We start from the raw sequence: 18363 nt of genomic DNA on the forward strand, positions 1-18363 counted from the left end.
TAATAAAAATCGAGTAGAAATTCTTGGTAATTCTTTTTTCTTGTTCGTTTCTTGAGAAATGTGGTAAAGTGACAGAAGAAATAACATTGGATGGGGCTTTTTTAGTTTACTTTGTTGTTCATTTGTAAACTACAGCTTGATGAAATTTGATAAGATGTCATGAACTAGTGGGATATGTATCTTTGTGCAAAAGCAATAATCAATGCAAAAAGCTTGAAATTTGGATACACACATTGTTTGGATATATAATTAATGAGATAGCTATAAATTGGAGTTGATAAAATTGGCTAACAAACAGGAATATAAACGTAAACCGGAATGGCTGAAAATAAAATTAAATACGAACGAAAATTATACAGGCCTTAAAAAAATGATGCGAGAAAAGAAGCTACATACTGTATGTGAAGAAGCGAAGTGCCCAAATATACACGAATGTTGGGCTGAGCGAAGAACGGCGACATTTATGATTTTAGGAGATATATGTACGAGAGCGTGTCGTTTTTGTGCAGTAAAAACAGGCTTGCCTACAGAGCTTGACTGGCAAGAGCCTGAACGTGTTGCTGATTCTGTCCAGTTAATGAATTTAAAGCATGTGGTCGTTACAGCTGTTGCACGTGATGATTTAAAAGATGGTGGAAGTGAAGTGTTTGCAGAAACTGTTCGGGCTATTAGAAGGAAAAGCCCACTTACATCTATAGAGGTGCTCCCTTCTGATATGGGAGGAAAATATGATAATTTGAAAACATTAATGGATGCACGTCCCGATATTTTAAATCATAACATTGAAACAGTTAAGCGATTATCGGATCGAGTAAGGGCTAGAGCAAAATATGAGCGTTCTTTAGAATTTTTAAGAAGAGCGAAAGAAATGCAGCCAGATATTCCAACTAAGTCAAGTATTATGATTGGCTTAGGTGAAACGAAGGAAGATCTTATAGAGGCTATGGATGATTTACGAGAAAATCAAGTTGATATTCTTACAATTGGGCAATATTTACAACCTTCTAAGAGTCATTTACCTGTTGTGAAATATTATCACCCTGATGAATTTGCTGAATTTAAAGAAATTGCGTTAAGTAAAGGCTTTAGTCATTGTGAGTCTGGTCCGCTTGTTCGCTCTTCATATCATGCCGATGAACAAGTTAATGCAGCTGCAAAGAAAGCGCAGGAAGCATAAATATTTTTTAAATGAGAAGTCCAGCTACAATGCTGGACTTCAGTGTATAATGAACTTTATTTTGACATCATGTCTTGGTCTTTCAATTTGTTTGAATTAAAGTCTGTTCCTTGAGGATATGTCAACATTTTCTTAATGGTTTCTCTAAGTGATTTATCGATACTACTATTAGATGCATCCAAGGCTCCATACCTTTCAATTTCTTTGCTTATTTCTAGATTATCTGCAACAATAATATCGTAGTAGCCTGGAACAACTGATGTTGCAGTTCTCTTTACTTGCTCGGCAATCAAGTCTCTATCATCTGATTCAGTTTCATAAGCGATTAATACTTCTTCATCAGTGACGAGTGTGGCTACATCTGAAACGTTCGGTAGCTGAGTGCATAACTTTCCAATTACGTCAGCTGCTTGTTCTTTGTCTAATTTAGCCATCTGATCATATGATGTATCTTTTCCAGGTATAGGGTTTTTCTGATGTCTCACATATCCATAACGAGTAGGCTCTCTATCGTTTCTCAAGTTTGTTTCATTATATAAATCGTTGCGATCTGTAACATTAACTGTTGTACCGTTTCTTTCATAAAGTGCTTGTTTTTCTCCTGCATTGGTTGCACAAGCTGTTAAATAAAAAGCACTCGATATGCTGACTAGCAGTATCATCGTTTTGTTCAATTCAAACACCTCCTCATATACTAACATTGTGCAATTGAAACAGTTTTATAAGAGTAATCGAATGGTAATTCTATAATTTTTATGGTAAAAATAAGGTAAGAACTTCTTTTTCTGTAGGAGGTATATTTAATGATTTGTATTAATAACCATTGTTTTGAATTAGTTGAAAATATAAAAGATGGGTTTAAAGAAGAGGATTTCCGAGCGAGATATTCAGATATTTTAAATAAGTATGACTACATAGTAGGGGATTGGGGTTATAATCAATTAAGGTTACGAGGCTTTTTTGAAGATCAAAATCAAAAAGCAACATTTGATACAAAGATTAGTTCAATCTCAGAGTATTTATTTGAATATTGTAATTTTGGCTGTGCGTATTTTGTCTTGCGAAAAGTGAAGAATAAAAAAAAGTAAGCTAGTATCAATACTATTGTCATGACGTATTAGAGGCCAACATACAACTAGCCTTAAGCCATATCTTTTGTTTTGTTAAGGCTGTTTTCCCATTAATTGTTGCTTTTCGTCATAAGGGCTAATCATGTTTAGCACCTTTTACCTTTAAAGGCTATAAAAATCATATCGTACACATCTGTTGCTTAAAGTAAGTAAAAAAGCACAAAGTTTAAAAGACCTAGCTTTGTGATATTGTAAAAATAGAAAACAAAGTTTACGACAAGGGTTTGCCATAACACATGAGCACTTTATTTGTCATGTGGAGGGTGTGCACCAGGAAATTTGCGAGGAATATCATGATGTAGTGATTTAACCTCATAGTTAAATGCACTATAATATCGTTGACTTGGCTCCCATGAGGAGCTTTTATTCTCAACTTGCTCTTCTTGTCCCCGAGGTGAGCCATAAGGACCTTCAGGGAGTTGTTCTGGAACTAGATAATTTTTCATTGCTTCTACATTATTAAAATCTGAGTAAGATTCATTCTTATTATTATTCATGATGGCTACACCTACTTTTTGGAATAATACCAACAGCTTAAAGTTAGATCTATTGGTATTATTCCCAGTGAACAGACTGAATTATACAATCTCTTCTAAAAATGAGCGCAACTCATGTGCGTCTTCTTCACTAAGCTGATAAGCTCCCTCAAGAAACCCAGGTTCATCCAAATCGTCTTGACCTATAATAGCAAATTTATTACTTAGTAAGTTTAAGACAAGGTGCTTACCGTAATATTTATCTGATTTAATAATTGCCAAATCAAAACGTTGATGCTCTCCCATGAAGCTCACAAATCTTGTCGTTGTTTGTGCAGTTTCATCATATAAAAAGAAACGTTCACTCATATGTACTCCCTCCTTACTATTAGTATATTATATCGTATGAATCAACCACGCAACTTTCTTATGAGTATCTGAATATTTAGGAGGGAAGCAGCAACAATATCGGACCTTATGATGTGGTAGAATAAGGGTAAGTGCAAGTTTGTAAGTTGAAAGGAGACTCATATGTATTTTGTTGATAGACAAAAAATAGAAGTAACATTAGTCTTTTTAGATAATCATGTGCAATTATTTGAAAGTAAACAAACATTCAATGGGCAAATTGAACAATTAGCATTGGAACGAATAGTACATATTATGATTGAGTCGGTACTAGATGTAGGAAATTTAATCATTGATGGATTCATTATGCGAGATCCAGGAAGTTATGAAGATATAATAGATATATTAATTGATGAAAAGGTCGTTTCCAAAGATGATGGTGAGGCACTTAAAAATATAATTCGTTACCGTAAAATGGTTGTCCATGATTATTTACATATAAACCATAAACAATTAATAGCTGAAGTACAGAATAACATAGCCTGTATTAAAACATTTTCGTCGTCTGTTCTAAACTATTTAGCTAATGAATTAGGCCCAGTATCAGCATTTAGAAATGAACGATAGCATGCTATGGTAGCCTGCTGTTTGCAACGTATTAATTGTTATAACATGTAAAATCGTATACAATAAGAAGAGGATGGTGAAAGTACATGCAAAATAAATCCTCTTCAACTCGTGATGAAATTTTAAGGCTGCTTAAATTCAAAAAGCGTCTGACTGTTATTGAACTTGCTAATGAGCTTGGAATAACAGAAATGGCTGTTAGAAGACACTTAAATACATTAGAAAGAGATTTATATATACAATCTACACTTGTACGTCAAGCAATTGGTAGACCTATACATGTCTATCAATTATCAGCTAAAGGTGAAGAACTATTTCCTCGAAATTATAAATCAGTTACCTTAGAGTTCCTGGAAGATATTCATAAAATAGGCGGACAAGAAATGATTCATCAACTTTTCCAAAATAGATTAGACCGATTGACGAAAAGATATGACGATCGATTGAAGAATAAAACATTTGAGGAAAAAATTAAAGAACTTGCTTCTATTCAAAATGAAAATGGATATATGGCAGAAATTGAACAAAAAGACGATGACGTATTTTACATTAACGAATTTAATTGTCCAATTTCCGAAGTTGCTGAGCACTATGAACAAGCATGTGCTTGTGAATTACAACTATTTAAAGATGTACTTAAAACTGATGTGACTGCATGCTCTTGTTTAGCAAAAGGCGATGATTATTGTCGTTACGAAGTAAAAAAGCCATCAGAGAATAGAAAAAAATAAAGTAAACGCTTTCTATTTTTTATAGAAAGTGTTTTTTTTGATAAGATAAGAAAGCACAATGACTATTTAGGAGAGTGTAACATGTCAAAGAAATATGAAGGCTATTTAATTGATTTAGATGGAACCATGTATAGGGGAAAAGATAAAATTGATGCAGCGAGTGATTTTGTGAAAAAATTATACAAGAATAATATCCCCTATTTATTTGTAACGAATAATTCTTCTCGAACACCAGCACAAGTAGCACAAAAGCTTAGAGATTTTGATATACCGTCTACAGAAGAGCAGGTTTTTACGACTAGTATGGCAACTGCTAACTACATATCAGAACAAAAAGAGCATGCCAGTGCATACGTAATAGGGGAGGAAGGTATTCAAACAGCATTAACTGATCAAGGAATTGAATTAAAGGATAACAAACCCGATTTTGTTGTAGTAGGGATTGATCGAAGTATTAATTATGAGAAACTTGCATTAGGTTGTCTTGCTGTAAGAGATGGAGCAACTTTTATTTCAACAAATGGTGATATTGCAATCCCAACAGAGAGAGGGTTATTACCAGGTAACGGTTCACTAACATCTGTTATTACTGTTTCAACTCAAGTTGATCCAATCTTTATAGGTAAACCAGAAAAAATAATTGTAGACCAAGCCCTAAAAGTACTTGGTGTGGCTAAAGAAAATACTGTGATGGTTGGAGATAATTACGATACAGATATTCTAGCAGGTATGAATGCTGGTATGGATACGTTATTAGTTCATACAGGTGTGACGACTAAGGAATTATTAAAAGGGTATAAGCAGCAGCCAACACACGTCATCAATACTTTAGAAGAATGGATGGAACTTATTTAATCTGTTGGAAAAACCGCATCATCTTTCATTAAGAAGTTTAATTCGCAACAAAATGTTTAATTAACATCGTAATAAAATATATTTAGCACATAAAAACTGCACGTCAAATTGTTAGATACTGTTTAACAATTTGACGTGCATTCAATTCTAAGCGTTTTAACAGTTTTTTTTCTTACATAAACCTTTAACGTTGCAAGGTATTTCAAGTTTGCATCCTAGCCTCTCGAGGTCATTGCAAGCATACACCCGAAGGCAAAAAGCACCTTATGTGAAATGGCTCCAGTGCTTGTTTGGGATGTTCAAGGCACATTCGCTTTTCTACATGTCTAGCTACAGGTGCCATCGTCTCGAGGTCATAAGCCAATCCGTCAAGATGGTTAAAAAGCAACCTCCATGCCGAACTGGCTTATGCTTGTCGTCGATAAGCGGGCACCTTCCGCTTTTCTTCTTGTCCAGCTGCTGTGCCTATCCCCTCGAGTCACTTCACCATTTCACCCGAAGGCAAAAAGCGCCTTCATGTGAAATGGCTCCAGTGCTTGTCGGGGATGTTCAAGGCACTTCCACCTTTCTTCTTACTCTGTGTTTGCGAATCTGTGGGCAAGTCGACTTGAGGCAGCTGCTGCAATCGCTCCTACGATATCGTCTAAAAATGTATGACATTTACCTGAGGATTTATCATTTAAATCTTTAAGTATGCCAGGTTTTTCTTTGTCAATATATCCATAGTTAGTAAACCCGATTGAACCATATACATTGACAATTGATAAGGCGAGTATTTCGTCAACCCCATATAACCCTTCATCTTCAGTAATTGTTGAAAGAAGTGGTTCTTCAAGTAAGCCTTTTTCTGCAAGAATGTCTAATTGAATTCCTGTCAATATAGCATTTTGTACTTCACGTTTAGATAAAACACGTTCAATATTATCTTTACATACTTCCTTCGTTAAATCTGGATGATATTTCACTTGTAAAAAATATACAAGGTCAGCAATATCATCGATTGTAACACCTCTTTGAATTAATAGCTCTCTAGCGCTCGCTTCGATTTGGTTGCTTTTTTCAATTTCCATTGTAGTCACCTGATTCCTAAGTGTTTTTTTCTTACATTTAAGCGTCTCATATGGAATGTAGTTGTTTTTTAACATTACCTATGAGATACATATCTTACGAACAGAAACCTTCATGTTTTATGGAAGTTTTCATCGATGGCTCTAGCTCTCACTTTTCTTATATTTTACTAGTTCATTGTTAAGAATGTGAAAAATTTTGCCAGATTGTTTTCTATATCATAAAGGAGCATTGTAGATTATTCAAGTAATTAGCAGCATACATATAAGTAAATTAGCTAAGTTAAGCCATTATGAGATTGCCTTTATTATGGTGAAGAAAGGAGAATAAAATGAACAAAGAGCAAATAGATGAATTTTTTGGAATATCTGTGAATGAGAGCTTTTCAAATCCAGGTAGTTTCCTTTCACTTAGAAATAACCGTACATCCTATGTTGCAGTCCGTGTTGATCATCTTGAAGATGAAGAAATAATGGAACTTGATCAGTTTAGTAAGTATTTTGTTCAAAAAGGAGACCAATTCACTGCAACGTTCGTACCTGCTAAGAGTAATTTATTGTTTGCCCTTATTAATGACCAAAGGTATGCTTTGTTACAATATAAAAATTTTACGTACAAAAAACATGTACATATAGCAAAGGAACTTGCCAAATTCCATCATATAGGTCGTGGGTTTCCATATTCAGTAACGAGAACTGCTAGGATTGGACAGTGGAAATACTTATGGGAAAAAAGGCTTGATCAAATGGAAATATTCTGGGGGAGAAAAGTAAGAGCAGAAAATCTAAATGCTTTCGATGAAAAATTTCTATGCTCATTTCCATACTACTTAGGTATAACAGAAAACGCTATTCAATTTCTTGTTGATACAGAATTAGATGAACAACCACAACCAGTAGATTCTGCAACAGTTTGTCATCAGCGGTTTACAGAAAATACATGGTCACATCAACAGCTTGTAAGGTTTCCTACAGATTGGGTTTTTGATCATCCGTCAAGAGATATTGCTGAGTGGTTGCGACACCAATATTTTAGAGCTGGTAAGTTTGACAACCGAACAATTCCTCAATTTATTTATCATTATGGACGCTCCAAGCAACTATCTCCTTTTTTTATTAGAATATTGTTTGCTCGTTTACTATTTCCGATACATTATTTCGATTGTATTGAAGAATATTATCGTAATAATAAACAAGAAAATGCAGAAAGGAATATAAAAGCTTTAGATAACATCTTACAAACAACAAAGCAGTATGAGCATTTTCTTAAAGAAGTATATGATTACTTGTCTCACGTAAACCAGCAAGGATCATTAAAGAAATTGGAATGGTTATATAAGTGAGGTTTTTATATAAGCTCATTTTGTAAACTGTATTTTGAATCATAAGAACTGTGCTTTGAAGAAAATAGATTACCAAGAAAGGCAAGTTGTATACATGTCTATAATTTAGTACGATATACAACAACTAATCACTAAAAAACAGTCATTATAAAAGTATGCGATTACATTTTTGCATTTAAAAAAAGGCTTGTAATCATATGTAATACTCTCTATAATGTCTTTTATATATAAACAAATGTTTCTATGGAGAAAACAATGAACGAGGTGGGGAGTATGGTACAGTCAATTTCAGTTGGGTTATTAGGTCTTGGAACAGTAGGCTCCGGTGTTGTGAAAATTATTGAAAACCATCAAGATCGTCTTATGCATCAGGTCGGCTGTCCGGTGAAAATTAAGAAAATCGTTGTAAAAGATGTTAATAAAGATAGGGATGTTAAGATAGATGCATCTGTGCTCACAACGAATGTTGATGATGTGATTAATGATCCTGACATCGACGTTATCATCGAAGTAATGGGTGGAGTAGATGAAACCCGTTCACATATTTTAGATGCACTCAGAAATAAGAAAAATATTGTTACAGCAAATAAAGACCTTATGGCGTTATATGGATCAGAATTGTTAACAGTTGCTGCAGAAAACGGTTGTGATATTTTCTATGAAGCGAGTGTCGCAGGCGGAATTCCAATTTTAAGAGGCTTAGTAGACGGTCTTGCTTCAGATCGAATAACTAAAATGATGGGAATTGTAAATGGGACAACAAACTTTATTTTAACGAAAATGAATAAATTTGGTAGTCCTTATGATGAGGTGCTAGCAGAAGCACAACAATTGGGGTATGCGGAAGCAGATCCAACTGCAGATGTTGAAGGATTAGATGCCGCAAGGAAAATGGCAATATTGGCTACCCTCGGCTTTTCGATGAATATTGATTTAGAAGACGTTTCAGTGAAAGGTATAACAGATATTACGGAAGAGGATCTTCAATATAGTAAGCAATTAGGATATACAATGAAGCTTGTTGGTTTGGCGAATAGAAGTGGTGATCGAGTTGAAGTCAGTGTCCAACCGACGCTACTTCCGGAGTCACACCCGTTAGCATCAGTAAATGACGAGTACAATGCCGTATATGTTTATGGTGAAGCAGTAGGAGAAACAATGTTTTATGGCCCAGGGGCTGGTAGCTTACCAACAGCTACTGCAGTAGTTTCAGATTTGGTTGGAGTAATGAAAAACATGAGACTTGGTATTAATGGAAATAGCTTTATTACTCCACAATATGATAAGCAACTTAAAGCGGCTTCAGAAATTCTTTCAAAATACTTTTTACGTATCCATGTGAAGGATCAAGTTGGAGCTTTTGCGAAAATAACGGGTCTATTTACAGCACGAGATGTAAGCTTTGAAAAAATATTACAGTTACCTTTAAAAGAAAGTGATTTAGCGGAAATCGTATTAGTGACACATCACGCTTCATTACAAGATTATGAGCAAATTTTGCAGCAATTACAGGATTTAGATGTTATTTATGAAGTGAAAAGTTCATATCGCATAGAGGGAGAGAATGTATAATGGCTTGGAAAGGATTATTACATCATTACAAGGGTTATTTGCCGATTACTGATAACACACCATTACTAAGTTTACATGAAGGTAATACACCATTAATCCGAGCTGACAATCTCTCAAAGGAGCTAGGGATTGACCTATATGTCAAAATAGAAGGTGCAAATCCAACTGGTTCATTTAAAGATCGAGGGATGGTAATGGCTGTAGCAAAAGCAAAAGAGGAAGGCAGTGACACAGTGATTTGTGCTTCCACTGGAAATACTTCAGCCGCAGCTGCCGCATATGCATCTCGTGCTGGTATGCGATGTATAATTGTCATTCCTGATGGGAAAATTGCCATGGGGAAACTTGCTCAAGCAGTCATGTATGGGGCAGAGATATTTGCAATTGAAGGAAACTTTGACCATGCGCTAACAATGGTTCGTAAGCTTAGTGAAATTGCGCCAGTTACGCTAGTGAACTCGGTGAATCCATATAGAATAGAAGGGCAAAAAACGTCAGCATTTGAAATATGTGACCAATTAGGTTCTGCCCCTGATGTGCTAGCTATCCCTGTTGGTAACGCAGGAAATATTACCGCATATTGGAAAGGTTTTAAAGAATACAATGAAAAGCATGAGACAGGTTTACCACAAATGAGAGGTTTCGAAGCAGAAGGATCAGCTGCGATTGTAAGAGGTGAAGTAATTAAAAACCCAGAAACTATTGCTACAGCGATCCGGATCGGAAATCCAGCTAGCTGGGATTATGCAGTTGATGCAGCTAAATCATCAAACGGTAAAATTGATGAAGTAACAGATGATGAGATTTTAGCAGCATATCGTCTGTTAGCACGTAGTGAAGGTATCTTTGCAGAGCCTGCATCTTGTGCCTCAATAGCAGGAGTAATAAAACAACTAAAGAGTGGAGAAATGATCAAAGGAAGCAAAGTTGTGGCTGTTTTGACTGGGAATGGCTTAAAGGATCCAAATGTTGCCATTGATTCAACAGAAATTAAGCCTGTTGTATTGCCGAATGACGAGAAAGTTGTATTTGATCATATTCAAGGAGCTGTTCATTCGTGACTATGAATGAACGGATCGTGATAAAAGTACCAGGCAGTACGTCCAACTTAGGACCAGGGTTTGATTCTATCGGCTTAGCTGTTTCACGCTACTTAACACTTGAAGTACAGAGAAGTACACAATGGTTATTTCATTCGCTGACAGACGAGTTAAGAGATATTCCGACGGGTAAAGATAATCTCATATTTCAAGTTGCACAAAAAGTAGCTGATATACATGAAAAAGAGTTAACTCCATGCTATGTAGACGTTACTGGTGAAATTCCACTTGCTAGAGGGCTTGGTAGTAGCGCAGCTGCCATTGTTGCAGGAATCGAACTAGCGAATGTGTTATGTGATTTGCATCTGACAAATGATGAAAAGCTTAGATTTGCTAGCTTATATGAAGGGCACCCTGATAATGTTGGTGCATCCATTTATGGAGGGTTAATAATCGGTAGCCACCGTCAACATGAAACTGACATTATCGCAGTACATGATTTTGATGTCGATATTGTAGTCGTGATACCTGGATTTGAATTGAAAACTGCTGAAGCTAGAAGTGTCCTTCCAAGTGATTTTGCATTCTCAAAGGCTGTTGAAGCAAGCTCAATTAGTAATGTGTTAATAAGCTCTTTATTGACTAAAAATTGGACGCTTGCGGGAAAAATGATGGAGCTAGACCTTTTTCATCAACCATATCGATCAAAGCTCGTTCCTGACATAGACGAAATTAGCTCTTGTGCGAGAAGATACGGTGCCTTTGGTACAGCATTAAGTGGAGCTGGACCAACAATTATTTGTTTTGCTGAAAAAGGTAAAGGTGCAAATCTTCAAAAATCCCTACAAAGCAGCTTTTCTCAACATAAAATAGAATTTCTTTCTGTAGACAATCAAGGGAGCACGGTAGTTCAAACATCGAAAGAAAAGGAAGAAGTGAACTGACTATACTGTAAAGATTAACTGACCATAAAAGCTCGGTCTACTGTAAATAAAAGTTCTTTTCATAAGATTTTGTTGTTATTTATATAAAATTGCAACACAGTGAGGTCGTAAGCGAATGGTATCGTCTTATAGAAGAAAAATTGCGACGAGATCACAGGTATTTTCCGTGTTTATATTTTACGATGAACAACAAAAAAATCAATGCAAAAACAATATAATAAAAAAGCGAAACCTCCATTCAGGAAGGTTTCGCTTTTCATATTGTCTTGCTCTAGCACTAGTGAACTAGTGGTGGATGACCAATATGACATATTATATCAGGTTAGAAAACCTGTTCTACTTCTACTACACCTGGTACTTCCTCTAGAAGTGCACGCTCAATACCTGCTTTTAATGTAATTGTGGAACTCGGACAACTACCACATGCACCTAATAAACGTAACTTTACAATACCTTCTTCTACGTCAACTAATTCACAATCTCCTCCGTCACGTAAAAGAAATGGGCGAAGTTTATCTAAAACTTCTTGTACTTGTTCTTCCATTGCTAATTCAGCCAAGATTATCGACTCCTTTCCTTATTATCTATTATAAACAGTGTAATGAAAAAAATCTATCGTACGAACTTGGATATTTACCGATTGGGTTACAGAAAAAGTTTCGTTAGCAATCGTTTTCTTGTACAATAAGATAAGAACACTGAAAAAGAGGAGTGTCTTACCCTATGACTATATTACAACAAGTAGAAGTTTGTGTATACGGTACGGAAGTATTATGTCCTAGTTGTGTAAACTTACCATCTTCGAAAGAAACATATGAATGGTTGGATGCTGCAATAACGAGAAAATTTCCTAATCAGCCATTTACAATATCATATGTTGATATATATGCTCCCCCTTCAAAGAAGGACAAACAGAGCTTCGCTACTAGAGTGATAGAAGAGGATATGTTTTATCCAGTAGTTGTTATTAATGACAATATTGTTGGTGAAGGGAACCCTAAATTAAAAGCTGTATTTGAAGAAATGGAGAAATACGGCTATCAACAAGGATAACAAGCATATGACTAAGTGAAGGCAATCCAAAGCTCGTTTAATAAGGTTAATAGCAAAAAATACAGTTAAAAGACGGGTAACAGCCCGTCTTTTCTTGTTTAATGTACCATGTAATTTAGTCAATCTCCTGGCATAGTTATAGCCAGCCATTGATGACGTTTTATTAAAATCAGAGGCAAAAGCCTCTGGTATTGATATGCTCTAGGGTGGTCAACCCGCTTGTGACATTCTAAATGTAGCTCGAGGTATGTTGGATGATAATCAGAGGCCAAGTTTATCCCCTGTGATTTTTATACATCCAAAGAATTCCTGATTTTAATAGGCGAGGAACTCTTCCCATGAGAGGTCTATCTGCAAGTAAACCGAAACCATGTTTTTTACCTAAAGAACCTAGAACACCCTTTAATTTAATTGGTGGGAATTCGCTTGGTGGTTCTTCATTATTCCAGCGCTTTAGAAGCACTTGAACGATTTGTTCAGCTTGCCCTTCAGCGAGTTGTGCGCTAGGTGCGTGTGGCAGGCTTGCACAATCACCAACTACATAGACATTTTCATTTTCAGGAATGTTATGCTGGTTCGTTAATACTACGCGTCCTTGTGCATCTTTTTCGGCAGGTAAAGCTTGAACGACTTTATTTGGCTGAATGCCTGCTGTCCAAACAATTGCATCACTTGAGATACCTTCATCATGATTATATAAGACATTTTCTTCTACTTTCGTAATACAAGCATTGTTAATTAACTCTATGTTATGTTCTAAAAACCATGATTCAACATACTTACTTAAACGTTCAGGGAACATCGATAAAATGTGTTTTCCACGATCGAATAGTTTGATGTTTAAATCAACGCGGCTTTCATGTAATTCACTTGCTAACTCTACGCCGCTTAGTCCTGCACCTACAATAGAGACAGTGGAACCTGCTGGTAAGTTATTAAGCTTTTGGTAAGTGTCTCGTGAATTATCAATTGTTTGAATACTGTACGTATATTCTTGCGCTCCAGGAACGCCATGATATTTGTCTTCACAGCCTAAACCAATGATTAAATCATCATAAGATAACGGTTCTCGATCTTGAAATTCAACAGTTTTATCTTCCAAATTAATGTTCGTAACTTCTCCATATAAGAGGTTCAACCGATCGTGCTCAGGAAAAGATACTCGTACATGCGTATCTGAAATGGTACCAGCTGCCAGAGCATAGTATTCGGTTTTTAAACAATGATATGGAATGCGATCAACTAGAGTAACTTGGACATCATTTGGTAGTTCGTTGGGTAAAAGGCGATGAAGGATACGCATACCACCGTATCCGCCACCAAGAATGACAAGGTTTTTCATTGTTGACTTCCCCTTTGTTAAAAAAGTAAGAGATTACGATACGTACTTCATAAATTTTCTATAAAATATATAATGTTATACATATTAATATGGTTAATAACTAAATAATGATGAAACCATAAAAAAGTATAACTAAATTACGACAAAATAACAACAAATATTCCATATTTCTTGACAAAATTTGAGCAATATTGTTGACGAAACAGCAAAAAATGAGTAGCATATAAAATCGATGAGAGGTGAAAAAAATGAAGCCTATTATTGAATTTTGTATTAGTAATTTAGCTAATGGTGGTCAACAAGCACGTGAAAGGCTTGAGAAGGATCCAAATTTAGATATCATTGAGTATGGATGTTTAGGCTATTGTGGTAAATGTGCCCAATCCTTGTTTGCACTTGTCAACGGAGAGATTGTTGTAGGAAAAGATGCTGATGAACTCGTAAATAATATAAATCAATATTTAGAGGATAATCCGATGTTTTAATGAGACTCTTTTCGTAAATTCTGTTGCTAATGGTACTAAATTGAAAATTAATTTGACTGCCGTCATTTTATTGAAGGAAAAGTGCTTCGTAATTCGTATTTAATTCTTGGTACAAAAAATAATATATGTCGTAACAGAATAAACAAAGTGCACTCATTTATTAGTGCACTTTTTTTGATTACTATTATGTTTGGTCATGCTATAGCTTTCTTAAATTGATAAGGTACCTGCTCAATTTGCTTTAATCTTCATGCTCTAAGATTAATAATCCAACAACAACTGTCCTAATCGAGAGTGACCATTTGGCGATCCTGACGGATTTCATACCAACGTTCTCTCGTCATGTTAATGATTCCGTATTCAATCGTGTTATTTTGCTGTTCAAGAACTTTTGAAAAATATCGAATAGCTTGTTCATCGTTACCAAGTCTTCGATTCAATTCTCCAATCATATACAAGATACGAATTTCAGACATTTGGGTAAAGTTAAAGTCGTGGGTCATATACGACTGAATATACTCCTCTAGTGCTAACTTCATAAAACGTTGTTCTTGTTTTTGATTTGTTAATTTACGATATAACCAAGCTGTACGAAGATACATCCCAGCAATTGTTATATGTTTTTCTTTCTTAAGTAATGCACTATATATTGCTAACTTATATGTATCAATGGCATCTTTCTTTGTCCGAATCCCACAGTAATTTTTACCTGCCCAGTTGTCACAAATATTTTTTTCAATCGTTTCAATCGTTAAAGGCGGGAAAGCCGATTCAAACTTATTTGAACTAGAAAACCCACAATGAGGGCACACACAAATATAATAAAGTGAAGGATCGTATTCTTCATTTTTATATTGAGGACAGAAATCTGACTCATGAAGAGAAACCTTCGTATAACGTGATCTAACCTTTTTAGTAGTATAAGTTTTTTTACATAGCAAGCATGTAGGTTTATAATCATATAATGGAGGGATAGTATTCATGTTGCTTCCTTCCTAACTAGCAGTTTATATTTCCTAAGCACAAAATAATATTTATATAATTATATCGTAAAATATATGAAATTAGTACTGCTAATAATGAGTCGAAAGAAACAAAAAGAAGTCCTTCAAATAATATGAAGGACGATATCATACGGGGGATAATTCCAGTATGAACAAAAAATGAGTACAATATACATGAAGACTAACGGAACGAAAAAATATATGGAGGGTATGTTGCAATGAATCAACTGACTTTCACTAAAATGCATGGTCTAGGCAATAATTATATATATGTAAATATGTTCGAGGAAAATCTTAAAGAATCACAATTAGCTGAGCTTGCAATAAAAATTTCTAATGTGAATACAGGAATTGGATCAGACGGAATGATTTTAATTTGTCCGTCAGAAGTAGCAGCTGCGAAAATGAGAATTTTTAATAATGACGGTTCAGAAGGGAAAAACTGCGGAAATGGTCTCAGATGTGTTGCGAAATATGTGTACGAACATAAAATAGTGAGTGACAAGGCATTTCCAATCGAAACACTATCAGGTGTTGTACATGCGCAAATTCAAGAAGAGGAAGGCAAGGTCATTAGTATAACGATAGATATGGGCAAACCACAACTAAAACGTTCTCAAATTCCTATGGTTGGTGATGAGAAGGAAGCTGTTGTAAGTGAGAAAAATATTTTTGCTGGTGAAGAGCGAGAAGTGACACTTGTCTCTATGGGGAACCCACATGCTATTTTTTACGTTGAACATATTGATGAGGCTCCATTAACGTCAGAAGGACCATTAATAGAGAAGGATGCAAGGTTCCCAGAAGGAATTAATGTTGAGTATGTTGAAGTCGTTAATGATCACGAACTTCATTTCCGAGTTTGGGAGAGAGGATCAGGTATTACTCAAGCTTGTGGAACAGGTGCATGCGCAGCAGTAGTCGCATCTGTATTAAATGAAAAGACGATACGTAATAAAGAAACACTTGTACATTTAGCAGGTGGAGATTTACGCATCACATGGACAAATGAAGGGAATGTCATGATGACAGGGCCTGCTGAAACAATTTGTACGGGCACGTATTACTACTAGAAGATATATCAATTTCTACCTTTAGAATCCCATGCTATGACAGGACTAATTATTTGTATAGCCAAAACGGGAAAGGTATACTAAAAGAAAAATAAAAGTACAATAGTCATCTTTAAGTTGAATCGACTTGCGCGGCTATGAGGCAAAGCTAGACAATTAAAAACTCAGATTGGAGGGAAGATGAATGAGTGATATATTAGAAATAACTGAATCAGCAGCACATCAAATCAATGCGATGAAGAAAGAAAATGAAGAAGAAGGAGCTCTTCTGCGCATCGGAGTCCAAGGTGGCGGATGTAGTGGACTATCGTATGGCATGGGCTTTGAACATGAGGTAGCAGAAAGTGACATCCAATTCGAACAACACGGGATTCAAATGGTCATTGATGAGGAAAGCGCACCAATATTAAAGGGAGTAAAAATTGATTACAAACAATCTTTAATGGGCGGAGGCTTTACGATCGATAATCCGAATGCCATTGCGAATTGTGGCTGTGGTTCATCGTTCCGTACAGCAACGAATGAGGGTGCACCTGAGGAGTGTTAGTTGATAAAAGAGCATCAGGTTTATAGATGTTACATGTTGTGGTATTAATAACAACCCCTAAAACGACGATTGATGGTTGTAAATATAAATAGGCTTCTTAACGGCGAATGGTATCTACAACCGTTAAGAGGCCTTTTCTATGTCATTGAAGCAACCATAATAAAAGTAAACATAATGATACAAGAAAAAATCTTCAACGTAGAGTTTTGTTGTCTCATGAAAAGCGAAGTTATATATTGACTGGCTAAAATGAACTTTGAGTGTACCAATTATATTCTATAGGGATTTGGAAAAGGCTGATGAATTATTTAATACTAGCTTAATCGTAAACGAAAATGTCGGTATAAGGGTAAGAGACATGGCTTTAATACTTTCAGTTTAGAGGGAAAAATTAAGCTATATAAAATTTGTTAATTCAATATTTATTAAAAAACACTTAAAGAAAGCACAATAGGAGTATGGTAATTCCTATTGTGCCCTTTTTTTAATCAGTTAGGTCAATGTGATAGTTGCAGCAACACCATTGGTTAGGTTGCCACCAGCACCTATATCAATTTGTACGGATAGAGATTCACATCCCATAAGAGTAACAGGGGCCATAGCAGAAGCACAACAAGTACTACCATCACCAGTTATCTGAACAGAAACGAGAGGGGGCTGTTGAGGGGCACCGGTACACATGTTATCCATAAAAACGTTAGCAGTTGCCGTTTGGTTAATGTTTAAAACATTACCCCGCTTCACGCTAAATGTAAGTTCTATAGTAGTAGCAGCCCGCGGTACAGCTACAGCAGTTTGTTCAAAAGTACCTATTATACCTAATCCTATGAAATTCTGGAATGGAGGGGTGAGTGTTTGGTCTGTACCTAAAAATATCGTCGTCGGACCCATCCCAGTAGCACCAGTCATCCCAGTAGCACCAGTCATCCCAGTAGCACCAGTCATCCCAGTAGCACCAGTGGGACCCATAGCGCCCGTAGCACCCATTGGTCCTTGTGGTCCAGGTTTTCCTGGAGGTCCTTGTGGTCCAGGTTTTGGTTGTGGAACGACTCTACACGTGCAATCTTCATCGTAATTATACATTCTTGACACCTCCTTATTCTATTTATATTTATGCTCGTTTTATAAAATTGGTTGGGTGTAATATCCATATTCTTACTTAAAAAGGCTTGCATGACTTAAAAAAAGGCATATAAACAGAACTTAACTAATAATTTTTGATGGGGTTTTTAAATTTATTTCACAGTACAAAAGAATATTGCAAAGGCCATGAATACAAGTTATATACACCAACTTTCTAAGTACAAGAATTACTATTAACCGGGTAGCTACCCTTGTAATATTTATTTCTATATTTATATAGTAAATTAAGACCTATCATTTGACCTATTGCTTTTAAGTTTTGCATAGGTGTCACATAATCAGCTTTGAGCTTTAGTGCATTTAAAAAGTGAATGTACGTTTCATTATTTTTGTGCTGATGCAACAAAGCTTCCCCACAGTATTGTATATGGTAGGAAGTGATGTAGATTCTATATAAAGGTATAAT

General features: G+C 35.6%; 21 protein-coding genes and 1 pseudogene. 13 read left to right on the plus strand and 9 right to left on the minus strand.

Annotated elements, in window-relative coordinates; translation table 11 throughout:
• Positions 1–283 precede the first annotated feature (283 nt).
• Positions 284–1177 (plus strand): lipoyl synthase, encoded by an 894-nt coding sequence (gene lipA, locus SLH48_RS08560; RefSeq protein WP_320209554.1) that lies wholly within the window; start codon positions 284–286, stop codon positions 1175–1177.
• 56 nt (positions 1178–1233) lie between these two features.
• Here the strand turns inward: lipA and SLH48_RS08565 are convergent, their stop codons facing one another.
• The gene (locus SLH48_RS08565; RefSeq protein ID WP_214481064.1) at positions 1234–1851 is read right to left on the minus strand and encodes a YhcN/YlaJ family sporulation lipoprotein; all 618 of its coding nucleotides are present in this window, start codon (positions 1849–1851) and stop codon (positions 1234–1236) included.
• A 129-nt stretch (positions 1852–1980) separates the two neighbouring features.
• On the opposite strand from SLH48_RS08565, the gene SLH48_RS08570 reads away from it, so the two are divergent.
• A complete protein-coding gene (locus SLH48_RS08570) occupies positions 1981–2265 on the plus strand; it encodes a YutD family protein (RefSeq protein WP_214481063.1) in 285 nt (94 codons plus the stop codon).
• Positions 2266–2552: 287 nt separating this feature from the next.
• Here SLH48_RS08570 and SLH48_RS08575 read toward each other — a convergent pair whose 3' ends face one another.
• Positions 2553–2804 (minus strand): cytosolic protein, encoded by a 252-nt coding sequence (locus SLH48_RS08575; RefSeq protein ID WP_320257820.1) that lies wholly within the window; start codon positions 2802–2804, stop codon positions 2553–2555.
• Positions 2805–2885: 81 nt separating this feature from the next.
• Positions 2886–3152: a DUF3055 domain-containing protein gene (locus SLH48_RS08580; RefSeq protein ID WP_214481061.1), complete on the minus strand. Its 267-nt coding sequence runs from the start codon at positions 3150–3152 to the stop codon at positions 2886–2888.
• Between the two features lie 162 nt (positions 3153–3314).
• Here SLH48_RS08580 and SLH48_RS08585 point away from each other — a divergent pair, with 162 nt between their 5' ends.
• The 3 genes from SLH48_RS08585 to SLH48_RS08595 all read left to right on the plus strand — a co-directional run bounded on the left by SLH48_RS08585 (position 3315) and on the right by SLH48_RS08595 (position 5344).
• The gene (locus tag SLH48_RS08585) at positions 3315–3758 is read left to right on the plus strand and encodes a DUF86 domain-containing protein (protein WP_320257821.1); all 444 of its coding nucleotides are present in this window, start codon (positions 3315–3317) and stop codon (positions 3756–3758) included.
• A gap of 86 nt (positions 3759–3844) precedes the next feature.
• Complete coding sequence (locus SLH48_RS08590) at positions 3845–4489, plus strand: metalloregulator ArsR/SmtB family transcription factor (RefSeq protein ID WP_320257822.1); 645 nt, start codon at positions 3845–3847, stop codon at positions 4487–4489.
• Between the two features lie 81 nt (positions 4490–4570).
• On the plus strand, positions 4571–5344 hold the full coding sequence (locus SLH48_RS08595; RefSeq protein WP_214481058.1) for a TIGR01457 family HAD-type hydrolase: 774 nt from the start codon (positions 4571–4573) through the stop codon (positions 5342–5344).
• Between the two features lie 572 nt (positions 5345–5916).
• On the opposite strand, the gene SLH48_RS08600 is transcribed toward SLH48_RS08595, so the two are convergent.
• A complete protein-coding gene (locus tag SLH48_RS08600) occupies positions 5917–6414 on the minus strand; it encodes a phosphatidylglycerophosphatase A (RefSeq protein WP_320257823.1) in 498 nt (165 codons plus the stop codon).
• A gap of 329 nt (positions 6415–6743) precedes the next feature.
• Here SLH48_RS08600 and yutH point away from each other — a divergent pair, with 329 nt between their 5' ends.
• The 4 genes from yutH to thrB all read left to right on the plus strand — a co-directional run bounded on the left by yutH (position 6744) and on the right by thrB (position 11310).
• On the plus strand, positions 6744–7754 hold the full coding sequence (gene yutH, locus SLH48_RS08605) for a spore coat putative kinase YutH (RefSeq protein WP_320257824.1): 1011 nt from the start codon (positions 6744–6746) through the stop codon (positions 7752–7754).
• Between the two features lie 273 nt (positions 7755–8027).
• Positions 8028–9326, plus strand: coding sequence for a homoserine dehydrogenase (locus SLH48_RS08610; protein WP_320257825.1), 1299 nt, complete (start codon positions 8028–8030; stop codon positions 9324–9326).
• Positions 9326–10387 (plus strand): threonine synthase, encoded by a 1062-nt coding sequence (gene thrC, locus SLH48_RS08615; RefSeq protein WP_320257826.1) that lies wholly within the window; start codon positions 9326–9328, stop codon positions 10385–10387. Before SLH48_RS08610 ends, thrC begins: the two co-directional genes overlap by 1 nt.
• A 2-nt stretch (positions 10388–10389) precedes the next feature.
• On the plus strand, positions 10390–11310 hold the full coding sequence (thrB, locus tag SLH48_RS08620; RefSeq protein ID WP_320257881.1) for a homoserine kinase: 921 nt from the start codon (positions 10390–10392) through the stop codon (positions 11308–11310).
• A 322-nt stretch (positions 11311–11632) separates the two neighbouring features.
• On the opposite strand, the pseudogene SLH48_RS22480 reads toward thrB, so the two are convergent.
• A pseudogene (locus tag SLH48_RS22480) lies at positions 11633–11980 on the minus strand (NifU family protein).
• 53 nt (positions 11981–12033) lie between these two features.
• Between SLH48_RS22480 and SLH48_RS08630 the strand changes: the two are divergent.
• Positions 12034–12363: a YuzD family protein gene (locus SLH48_RS08630; protein ID WP_320257827.1), complete on the plus strand. Its 330-nt coding sequence runs from the start codon at positions 12034–12036 to the stop codon at positions 12361–12363.
• Positions 12364–12637: 274 nt separating this feature from the next.
• Here SLH48_RS08630 and SLH48_RS08635 read toward each other — a convergent pair whose 3' ends face one another.
• Entirely contained in the window at positions 12638–13705 is a 1068-nt protein-coding gene (locus SLH48_RS08635; protein WP_214481051.1) for an NAD(P)/FAD-dependent oxidoreductase, read from the minus strand.
• A gap of 248 nt (positions 13706–13953) precedes the next feature.
• On the opposite strand from SLH48_RS08635, the gene SLH48_RS08640 reads away from it, so the two are divergent.
• Positions 13954–14190, plus strand: a complete 237-nt coding sequence (locus tag SLH48_RS08640; protein ID WP_214481050.1) for a YuzB family protein — start codon at positions 13954–13956, stop codon at positions 14188–14190.
• Between the two features lie 284 nt (positions 14191–14474).
• Here the strand turns inward: SLH48_RS08640 and SLH48_RS08645 are convergent, their stop codons facing one another.
• On the minus strand, positions 14475–15173 hold the full coding sequence (locus SLH48_RS08645) for a DUF2225 domain-containing protein (RefSeq protein ID WP_320257828.1): 699 nt from the start codon (positions 15171–15173) through the stop codon (positions 14475–14477).
• A 239-nt stretch (positions 15174–15412) separates the two neighbouring features.
• Here SLH48_RS08645 and dapF point away from each other — a divergent pair, with 239 nt between their 5' ends.
• Both dapF and SLH48_RS08655 read left to right on the plus strand, forming a co-directional pair.
• Entirely contained in the window at positions 15413–16267 is an 855-nt protein-coding gene (gene dapF, locus SLH48_RS08650; protein ID WP_320257829.1) for a diaminopimelate epimerase, read from the plus strand.
• Between the two features lie 184 nt (positions 16268–16451).
• Complete coding sequence (locus SLH48_RS08655) at positions 16452–16814, plus strand: iron-sulfur cluster assembly accessory protein (RefSeq protein ID WP_320257830.1); 363 nt, start codon at positions 16452–16454, stop codon at positions 16812–16814.
• 492 nt (positions 16815–17306) lie between these two features.
• Here SLH48_RS08655 and SLH48_RS08660 read toward each other — a convergent pair whose 3' ends face one another.
• A complete protein-coding gene (locus SLH48_RS08660; RefSeq protein ID WP_320257831.1) occupies positions 17307–17897 on the minus strand; it encodes a hypothetical protein in 591 nt (196 codons plus the stop codon).
• A gap of 214 nt (positions 17898–18111) precedes the next feature.
• Entirely contained in the window at positions 18112–18300 is a 189-nt protein-coding gene (locus SLH48_RS08665) for a hypothetical protein (RefSeq protein ID WP_320257832.1), read from the minus strand.
• Positions 18301–18363 lie beyond the last annotated feature (63 nt).

The organism is Cytobacillus sp. IB215316 (genome assembly GCF_033963865.1).
In the GTDB taxonomy this organism is placed as follows: Bacteria; Bacillota; Bacilli; order Bacillales; family SM2101; genus Nanhaiella; species Nanhaiella sioensis.

Coding starts and splice junctions, on each gene's coding strand:
- SLH48_RS08600 (WP_320257823.1), bottom strand. CDS start 6,414: ATGGAAATTGAAAAAAGCAACCAAATCGAAGCGAGCGCTAGAGAGCTA.
- SLH48_RS08580 (WP_214481061.1), bottom strand. CDS start 3,152: ATGAGTGAACGTTTCTTTTTATATGATGAAACTGCACAAACAACGACA.
- SLH48_RS08570 (WP_214481063.1), top strand. CDS start 1,981: ATGATTTGTATTAATAACCATTGTTTTGAATTAGTTGAAAATATAAAA.
- SLH48_RS08595 (WP_214481058.1), top strand. CDS start 4,571: ATGTCAAAGAAATATGAAGGCTATTTAATTGATTTAGATGGAACCATG.
- dapF (WP_320257829.1), top strand. CDS start 15,413: ATGAATCAACTGACTTTCACTAAAATGCATGGTCTAGGCAATAATTAT.
- thrC (WP_320257826.1), top strand. CDS start 9,326: ATGGCTTGGAAAGGATTATTACATCATTACAAGGGTTATTTGCCGATT.
- thrB (WP_320257881.1), top strand. CDS start 10,390: ATGAATGAACGGATCGTGATAAAAGTACCAGGCAGTACGTCCAACTTA.
- SLH48_RS08590 (WP_320257822.1), top strand. CDS start 3,845: ATGCAAAATAAATCCTCTTCAACTCGTGATGAAATTTTAAGGCTGCTT.
- SLH48_RS08635 (WP_214481051.1), bottom strand. CDS start 13,705: ATGAAAAACCTTGTCATTCTTGGTGGCGGATACGGTGGTATGCGTATC.
- SLH48_RS08655 (WP_320257830.1), top strand. CDS start 16,452: ATGAGTGATATATTAGAAATAACTGAATCAGCAGCACATCAAATCAAT.
- SLH48_RS08585 (WP_320257821.1), top strand. CDS start 3,315: ATGTATTTTGTTGATAGACAAAAAATAGAAGTAACATTAGTCTTTTTA.
- yutH (WP_320257824.1), top strand. CDS start 6,744: ATGAACAAAGAGCAAATAGATGAATTTTTTGGAATATCTGTGAATGAG.
- SLH48_RS08645 (WP_320257828.1), bottom strand. CDS start 15,173: ATGAATACTATCCCTCCATTATATGATTATAAACCTACATGCTTGCTA.
- SLH48_RS08640 (WP_214481050.1), top strand. CDS start 13,954: ATGAAGCCTATTATTGAATTTTGTATTAGTAATTTAGCTAATGGTGGT.
- SLH48_RS08575 (WP_320257820.1), bottom strand. CDS start 2,804: ATGAATAATAATAAGAATGAATCTTACTCAGATTTTAATAATGTAGAA.
- SLH48_RS08660 (WP_320257831.1), bottom strand. CDS start 17,897: ATGTATAATTACGATGAAGATTGCACGTGTAGAGTCGTTCCACAACCA.
- SLH48_RS08630 (WP_320257827.1), top strand. CDS start 12,034: ATGACTATATTACAACAAGTAGAAGTTTGTGTATACGGTACGGAAGTA.
- SLH48_RS08610 (WP_320257825.1), top strand. CDS start 8,028: ATGGTACAGTCAATTTCAGTTGGGTTATTAGGTCTTGGAACAGTAGGC.